Source organism: Pseudomonas sp. NPDC078416 (assembly GCF_050268485.1).
GTDB lineage: Bacteria > Pseudomonadota > Gammaproteobacteria > Pseudomonadales > Pseudomonadaceae > Aquipseudomonas.
In genome coordinates this window covers 237,066-244,930 of record NZ_JBNNGV010000004.1, presented here as the reverse complement: position 1 = coordinate 244,930, position 7,865 = coordinate 237,066, and the positions used below count along the sequence as shown (strand labels likewise).

General features: G+C 58.2%; 6 protein-coding genes and 2 pseudogenes. 6 read left to right on the top strand and 2 right to left on the bottom strand.

Annotation, left to right across the window (positions count from 1 at the left end; all coding sequences use genetic code 11):
• A pseudogene (locus ACQKEN_RS07820) lies at positions 1–95 on the top strand (glutathione-dependent disulfide-bond oxidoreductase); the annotation flags it as partial.
• Between the two features lie 132 nt (positions 96–227).
• On the opposite strand, the gene apbC reads toward ACQKEN_RS07820, so the two are convergent.
• Positions 228–1,322 (bottom strand): iron-sulfur cluster carrier protein ApbC, encoded by a 1,095-nt coding sequence (gene apbC / locus ACQKEN_RS07815; RefSeq protein WP_427684868.1) that lies wholly within the window; start codon positions 1,320–1,322, stop codon positions 228–230.
• A 183-nt stretch (positions 1,323–1,505) separates the two neighbouring features.
• Between apbC and metG the strand changes: the two genes are divergently transcribed.
• The 4 genes and pseudogenes from metG (at position 1,506) to ACQKEN_RS07795 (ending at position 5,398) form a co-directional block, all read left to right on the top strand.
• On the top strand, positions 1,506–3,554 hold the full coding sequence (gene metG, locus ACQKEN_RS07810) for a methionine--tRNA ligase (protein WP_427684866.1): 2,049 nt from the start codon (positions 1,506–1,508) through the stop codon (positions 3,552–3,554).
• 66 nt (positions 3,555–3,620) lie between these two features.
• A pseudogene (gene rsxB / locus ACQKEN_RS07805) lies at positions 3,621–4,463 on the top strand (electron transport complex subunit RsxB); the annotation flags it as partial.
• Between the two features lie 8 nt (positions 4,464–4,471).
• Complete coding sequence (nth, locus tag ACQKEN_RS07800; RefSeq protein WP_427684864.1) at positions 4,472–5,110, top strand: endonuclease III; 639 nt, start codon at positions 4,472–4,474, stop codon at positions 5,108–5,110.
• A 105-nt stretch (positions 5,111–5,215) separates the two neighbouring features.
• Entirely contained in the window at positions 5,216–5,398 is a 183-nt protein-coding gene (locus tag ACQKEN_RS07795; RefSeq protein ID WP_427684862.1) for a PA3496 family putative envelope integrity protein, read from the top strand.
• Between the two features lie 102 nt (positions 5,399–5,500).
• Here ACQKEN_RS07795 and ACQKEN_RS07790 read toward each other — a convergent pair whose 3' ends face one another.
• Complete coding sequence (locus ACQKEN_RS07790; RefSeq protein ID WP_037012286.1) at positions 5,501–6,127, bottom strand: response regulator transcription factor; 627 nt, start codon at positions 6,125–6,127, stop codon at positions 5,501–5,503.
• A 1,151-nt stretch (positions 6,128–7,278) separates the two neighbouring features.
• Here ACQKEN_RS07790 and ACQKEN_RS07785 point away from each other — a divergent pair.
• Positions 7,279–7,833, top strand: coding sequence for a hypothetical protein (locus ACQKEN_RS07785; protein ID WP_427684860.1), 555 nt, complete (start codon positions 7,279–7,281; stop codon positions 7,831–7,833).
• Positions 7,834–7,865 lie beyond the last annotated feature (32 nt).

Sequence of the window (7,865 nt, the reverse complement as noted above, 5' to 3'; positions counted from 1 at the left end):
TTGGCGAGTTGCTGCCCAAGGACCTGGCCGGCCGCACCGAAACCCTGAACTGGTTGTTCTGGCAGATGGGCGCTGCGCCGTATCTGGGCGGCGGCAAAAGCGGGGTTTTTTTACGCCTGTAGAAATGCCATTCCTGCACATTCCGCCTGCGCCCCCTGGCTGTAATCTTGCTACCGCGACATGCCGAGTCTCCGGCACATCGCGTCTCCAGCCTTACCCTTAGCGTATCAGTCGTCGCTCACAGAGAGGGTCGGCATCTGCGCAGACGCAGCTTCCTGCAGCACGATCCGCGCGCCGACGTGACGCGCCAGCTCCTGATACACCATCGCAATCTGACTCTCGGGTTCGGCGATCGCCGTCGGCTTGCCACCATCGGCCTGCTCACGAATCAGCATGGACAGCGGCAACGAGGCCAGCAGCTCGACACCATATTGCGTCGCCAGCTTCTCCCCTCCGCCTTCGCCAAACAGATGCTCGGCGTGGCCGCAATTCGAGCAGATATGCACGGCCATGTTCTCAACGACACCCAGCACCGGGATGTTGACCTTGCGGAACATCTCCACGCCTTTCTTCGCATCCAGCAACGCGAGGTCCTGCGGGGTCGTGACGATCACGGCGCCCGCGACCGGGACTTTCTGCGCGAGGGTCAACTGGATATCGCCAGTGCCTGGCGGCATGTCGATGACCAGGTAATCCAGATCATTCCAGGCAGTCTGGGTCACCAGTTGCAGCAGCGCCCCCGACACCATCGGCCCTCTCCAGACCATCGGCGTGTTGTCGTCGGTCAGAAACGCCATCGACATTACTTCGATGCCATGGGCCTCGATCGGCACGAACCACTTCTGATCCTTGATCTTCGGGCGGGTGCCTTCGGGGATGCCAAACATGACGCCCTGGCTCGGGCCGTAGATATCGGCATCAAGAATGCCGACGCGTGCGCCTTCCCGGGACAGCGCCAGCGCCAGGTTGGCCGCCGTCGTGGATTTGCCGACGCCACCTTTGCCCGAGGCGACAGCAACGATGTTCTTCACGTTGGCCAGGCCGGGGATCTGGCCGAGGGCTTTGTGAGGGTGAATGACCGAGGCGATCTGGACGCTGGCCGATACGACACCATCCAGCCCTTCAATCGCCATCTGCAGCATCTGCGCCCAGCCGTTCTTGAACAGCGCGGCCGCGTAACCCAGTTCCAGCTGGACACTCACGCGGTCGCCCTCAATCTCGATGGCGCGGACACACCCGGCGCTGACCGGGTCCTGATTCAAGTAAGGATCGGTGTACTGGCGAAGGACGGCTTCCACCGTTGCGCGATTGACAGCGCTCATGGGTGACTCCCTATAAAGACTGACTAAAACAGGCGGCCATCCTACCTTGTATGCCTGATAAAGAACGCAACGACGTTTCCTTTCACGCACATCGGCAGATTCCGACATGCCGCGCGGGATGAAAAAAAACGCTCAGGCCTTTATAGTGGCCGACCTCCGTTTCACTTCAAGTAGCCGAGCCCAATGTCCGAGCCACGCAAGATTCTCGTCACCAGCGCCCTGCCCTATGCCAATGGTTCCATTCACCTTGGCCACATGCTCGAGTACATTCAGACCGACATGTGGGTGCGCTTTCAAAAGCACCGCGGCAACCAGTGCATTTATGTGTGCGCGGACGACGCCCATGGCTCGGCCATCATGCTGCGCGCCGAGAAAGAAGGCATCACGCCCGAGCAGTTGATCGCCAACGTGCAGGCCGAGCACAGTGCCGACTTCGCTGACTTCCTGGTGGACTTCGACAACTTCCATTCGACCCACGCCGAAGAGAACCGCGAGCTGTCCAGCGAGATCTACAAGCGCCTCCGCGACGCCGGCCACATCGCCACGCGCTCCGTGACGCAATATTTCGACCCGGAAAAGAAAATGTTCCTGGCCGACCGCTTCATCAAAGGCACCTGCCCGAAATGCGGCACTGAAGACCAGTACGGTGACAACTGCGAAAAGTGCGGCGCGACCTACGCCCCGACGGACCTGAAAGATCCGAAGTCGGCGATCTCCGGCGCAACCCCGGTACTTCGGGACTCCAAGCATTTCTTCTTCGACCTGCCGGCCTTCGACGCCATGCTGAAAAGCTGGACGCGAAGCGGCACGTTGCAGGACGCCGTCGCGAACAAAATCGCCGAGTGGCTCGATTCCGGCCTGCAGCAGTGGGACATCTCCCGCGATGCACCGTACTTCGGCTTCGAAATCCCCGACGAGCCCGGCAAATATTTCTACGTGTGGCTCGATGCGCCGATCGGCTACATGGCGAGCTTCAAGAACCTCTGCGCGCGCCGTCCGGAACTGGACTTCGATGCATTCTGGCGCAAGGATTCGACCACCGAGCTCTATCACTTCATCGGCAAAGACATCGTCAACTTCCATGCGCTGTTCTGGCCAGCAATGCTCGAAGGTTCGGGATTCCGCAAGCCTACCGGCATCAACGTTCACGGCTACCTGACCGTCAACGGCCAGAAGATGTCGAAGTCCCGCGGCACCTTCATCAAGGCACGCACGTACCTTGAGCACCTGTCGCCGGAATACCTGCGTTACTACTACGCGGCCAAGCTGGGCCGTGGTGTAGACGATCTGGACCTGAACCTTGAAGACTTCGTGCAGAAGGTCAATTCTGACCTGATCGGCAAGGTGGTGAACATCGCCAGCCGTTGCGCGGGATTCATTCAGAAAGGCAACGCAGGTCTGCTGGTGGCCGGCAATGCCGAGCCCGAATTGACCGACGCATTCCATGCCGCGGCGCCGAGCATTGCCGATGCCTACGAGGCACGTGACTTTGCCCGCGCGATGCGCGAAATCATGGCGCTGGCAGACCGCGCCAACGCCTGGATCGCCGAAAAGGCGCCCTGGTCGCTGGCCAAGCAGGAAGGTAAACAGGACGAGGTCCAGGCGATATGCGCCCTGGGCATCAATCTGTTCCGTCAGTTGGTGATCTTCCTCAAGCCCGTGCTGCCGAATCTCGCCGCAGACGCCGAGCAATTCCTTAACGTTGCGCCACTGACCTGGGATGACCACCAGACGCTGCTGAGCAATCATCAGCTCAACCCGTTCCAGCCGTTGATGACGCGCATCGACCCCGTCAAAGTGGAAGCCATGACCGACGCATCGAAAGAAGACCTGGCCGCCAGCGCCACCGACACAGGCGCGGCCCCGCAGGGCAATGGCGAGCTGACGAAAGACCCGCTCTCCCCGGAGATCGACTTCGACGCCTTCGCGGCCATTGACCTGCGTGTCGCACTGATCGAAAGAGCCGAACACGTCGAAGGCGCCGACAAGCTGCTGCGCCTGACGCTGGATATCGGCGACGAGAAGCGTAACGTCTTCTCCGGCATCAAGAGCGCCTACCCGAACCCGGCGGAGCTGGAGGGTCGATTGACCATGATGATCGCCAACCTCAAGCCGCGGAAAATGCGCTTTGGCATCTCCGAAGGCATGGTGATGGCAGCAGGTCCTGGCGGTGAAGAGATCTACCTGCTGAGCCCTGACAGTGGCGCCAAGCCCGGTCAGCGCATCAAGTAAGCCGACCGAACCGTAACATTCTGCACGTTATCGACGGCCCGCTCGGGTCGTCGATCTGGTCTAACCATGAGCCTGATTCAGCGCATCGACGCCCTGCTGCCGCAAACCCAGTGCGGGAAGTGCGGCCATCCAGGCTGCCAGCCCTACGCCGAAGGCATTGCGAGCGGCGAAGCCATCAACAAGTGTCCACCCGGTGGCGACGAGACCATCGCGGCGTTGGCTCGACTGCTGAATGTACCGGTCCTGCAACTGGACATCGAACGAGGCAGCGCGCCAGCGCAAGTTGCGTTTATTCGCGAGGCCGAGTGCATCGGTTGCACCAAATGCATTCAGGCCTGCCCCGTGGATGCGATCGTGGGCGCCGCCAAGCTGATGCACACCGTCATCGTTGAGGAATGCACGGGCTGTGACCTGTGCGTTGCCCCCTGTCCGGTCGACTGCATCGACATGCTGCCGCTGCCGATGACCTCGGTGCCGTTCATTGGCGATGGGGCGATGGATGAAATGCAGCGATCAGTCAGAGCGGTCAAACGCAGTCGGGCACGGCAACGCTTTGACGCGCGCACGGCCCGCCTGCAGCGCGATGAGCAACGACGCCAGACCGAACGCCAGGCTCGCCAGTCACGGACCGTCACGCCTGCCGTTCTCCAGCCAGACCCGGCACAAGCCGCCCTGGCGCGCATCCGCTCGACACCTTCGGCAGGCGGCGACGCGGCGTTGAAACAGGCACGCGCCCAGGTCGCCATGAGCAGAGCTCAATTGCTGAAGTCGCTGAAAGCCTTTGGTCACCCGCCAATTGCCGAACAAGCCGCACAACTGGTGCAGTTACAGCGCGGCCTCGACGAGGCAGAGCGCGCGCTCGCCCAGTTGCAGAATCCTGCGCCCGCCGCATCGTCTTCTCAGGAACCCCCCGCCCCATGAACGCCGCCAAACGCCTCGAGATCTTTCGTCGCTTGCACGAAGACAATCCCGATCCCAAAACGGAACTGGCCTACACCACGCCGTTCGAGCTGTTGATCGCCGTGATTCTCTCGGCGCAAGCGACCGACGTCAGCGTCAACAAGGCCACGGCGCGTCTGTACCCGGTGGCCAATACGCCTCAGGCGATCTACGCGTTGGGCGTTGAGGGTTTGTCTGCTCATATCAGGACCATTGGCCTGTACAACAGCAAGGCGCGGAACGTGATAGAAACGTGCCGCCTGCTGATTGAACTGCACGGTGGGGAAGTGCCGCAAACTCGCGAGGCCCTCGAAGCCCTCCCCGGCGTGGGCCGCAAGACCGCGAACGTGGTCTTGAACACCGCGTTCCGTCAGCTGGCAATGGCGGTCGACACGCATATCTTCCGGGTGAGTAACCGTACCGGCATCGCGCCCGGGAAGAATGTGGTAGAAGTTGAAAACAAGCTGATGAAATTCGTGCCCAGGGATTACCTCATGGATGCGCACCACTGGCTGATCCTCCACGGCCGTTACGTGTGCATTGCGCGCAAACCTCGGTGTGGCAGCTGCCGGATCGAGGACTTGTGCGAGTACAAGGCCAAGACCTCCGACGATTGAACGATAGCGTCTCGGGGCTTCAATCGATTAAAAAAATCTTTTTTACCCGCGCGGGGTTTGTCGCTATAAGGAGCGCCAACGACTGTTCACGCCTGAGGCTGAATCATGAGCGATGAAAAAGACACCATCGAAGTGGACGACGACTTCGTGATCGAAGAACCGGAGGACGTGCCGCCCGTGCCGGTAGAGACCACCAAGGCCAACCTCAGCAAGCGCCGCACCATCGATAACCTGCTGGAAGAGCGTCGTCTGCAACGGCAGCTTGCAGACTACGATTTCGATTTCTGACCGCTCCTTGAGACGCCCTGCCGGAAGGCCTCTCCCTCGAGAGGCTTGGGCAGAATACATGAGCTGGAAACGCCGCCTTGAAGCACCGTGATTCGTCGGCCATCAAACGAGACCGTTACGTTGGGCGAGTTCGATAAGGTCAACCAGCGAGTGCGCATTGAGCTTGAGCAACAGGCGCGTCTTGTACGTGCTGACGGTTTTGTTGCTCAGGAACATGCCGTCGGCGATCTCCTTGTTGGTCTTGCCACGGGCTAACTGCTGCAACACCATCATTTCCCTCCCCGACAGACGATCCACCATCTCCGCCTCACTGGCATTGCCAAGGCTGGAGCGCACCGTGTGGAGTGCCTGATTGGGAAAATAACTGTAGCCGGACAACACCGCCTTGATGGCACTGAGCAATTCGGTCAAATCCTGCTGCTTGCAGACATAACCCGCCGCCCCCGCCTGCATGCAGCGCATTGAAAAATGCCCCGGCGCCTGGGACGTGAGTATCAGCACTTTGAAGGCCAGGGTCATTGCCGACAATCGGGCGATGACCTCCAGGCCATCGAGCTTGGGGATACCGATGTCCAGAATGACAATGTCTGGCAGATGCTCGCGCGCCAGTTGTAACGCATCCACGCCGTTATCCGTCTCGGCAATGACTTCGTAGCCATGGCGTTCCATCAACATGCGTACGGCGAGCCTAATGACAGGGTGATCATCCACGATCAACACTTTATTCATGAGCAGTCCATTCTTCGCTGTTCGAATTTTCAGAGCCCGCACAATAGCTTAGTCGTTTAGTGCTTTGCATGGCGCTCCTCCCTGCAGACCAGCAGGCAAAGACCTTTCTCACTCAACCAACAGAAAAATCCTACAAAACCTGCCCTATCCGCTCTATTTTTAACGATGTTCAATCCAGTCTCAGTACGTGACCGCATAATTTCGGAGACCGCAAGTGGTAATTTTTGAGTCCTGAACGCGCTAAGCATTTCTGACTATATGAATGGAGCTTGATAGCTCGCCTTGTCCTAAGGCTGTTCGAAGCCTGATTGCTCCACCCACCTGTTTGAAGGTCTGGAAAACGAGGGCTCTCCGTGACGTTCGGGAAAAATGGGGTTCCTCTCTGAAACAGTGCACTCGGGTAACGGATTACACCCCGTTCACGATGTGCGTTATGGCTTCAGCATATGCCCATCTCGCCGGGCTGCCAGCAAACAAAAATCATAAAATATTGCAGGCCGTCCGAAGCGCGGGTAACCGCACACACTTGGTAAAACTACACATCTGAGCTCGACGAGTTTTATTACATATTAAATACTCGAAAGGACCTACAGCGCGTTCAGAAATTTCTGAATGGTCCGGATCAACTTTCAACTGCCCTTACCTGATATCCCGACCAGGGGCGGAGGAGAAAGTAACGCCGATTAACCACCTCCCAACCGGGCGACTCGATTCAATAATCACTGCCTCACATCACCCCCTATTAAAATAAAGGGCTGCCCCGCCTTTTACGTAATACTATTCGGCTCATAACATCCAGCACCCTCACGCCATTCCAGAAAAATACTACATAACTAACGGACTATTATTACCGTCAATAAATTCACCCAAAGAAATTAAAAAACAAACTGCTTATTTTTTGGCTTTTCACTTGCCAAACCTATTACCAGTCGTTACTTTTTGATGAGCGAATGGTTCAACCCACTGTTAGTTAGTGGCTCTTATCACGATATAAGATTACTGCGTATATAAAGACGGGCGGTTCTTTTGCCAGCGGTCCGTGCGCAGGTCACTCTTCGGCATGAATAAAGCCATTCGGTGTTTAAACGCTTTTAAGCGTGAACGTCCCGGCAGTGCAGGCTGTTTAGTTGATATGTTCAAAGGAACCTACCATGACCAAGAAAATTAAATACTCCATTGGCGCAAGCAGCGACCCTCTCAAACTGGCGGAAGCCGTAGAGCGCTACGTTTCCCAGGGCGGCGTCATTAATGTCATTGCAGAAGGAGAGTCGAGGGAGACCGAAGCGTCGCGGCAAATCCGGGACGCCGATCCGGAAGCGGAGCTGTCTACCAAAGTCGATCTTCTCAAGGGGCTTGTTGCCAAGGGAGCGGGTGTCGCCGCGCTGCAATACTCGCTGCGCATGAACCAGAAGGACATCAAGCGCCTGGCCAGCGAGAACGGTCTGAAGATCCGTTATTGCCAGCCTGTTCGCCGGTCACGCACGTCCCGGCAGAGAGAGCCGGCAACCCTGGACGACGCCACTGCCGGGCATGCCATGCATTACTCGGCGCTGGGTTACACCGTTCCCGAAATCGCTCAACTACTGGGCGTCGGGGTGCGCGATATCTGGGACATCGGCAAAGCCTATCGTTTTGAGTTTCGAACAACTTCGAAGGGGGATACGGCTAAGAGAATCGCCGGGGAGGACAGCGATTTGCCGACATGAACGCCGCAGATACCGCAGAGCGCGAGCGCATC

Coding starts and splice junctions, on each gene's coding strand:
- nth (WP_427684864.1), top strand. CDS start 4,472: ATGAACGCCGCCAAACGCCTCGAGATCTTTCGTCGCTTGCACGAAGAC.
- ACQKEN_RS07795 (WP_427684862.1), top strand. CDS start 5,216: ATGAGCGATGAAAAAGACACCATCGAAGTGGACGACGACTTCGTGATC.
- ACQKEN_RS07790 (WP_037012286.1), bottom strand. CDS start 6,127: ATGAATAAAGTGTTGATCGTGGATGATCACCCTGTCATTAGGCTCGCC.
- apbC (WP_427684868.1), bottom strand. CDS start 1,322: ATGAGCGCTGTCAATCGCGCAACGGTGGAAGCCGTCCTTCGCCAGTAC.
- metG (WP_427684866.1), top strand. CDS start 1,506: ATGTCCGAGCCACGCAAGATTCTCGTCACCAGCGCCCTGCCCTATGCC.
- ACQKEN_RS07785 (WP_427684860.1), top strand. CDS start 7,279: ATGACCAAGAAAATTAAATACTCCATTGGCGCAAGCAGCGACCCTCTC.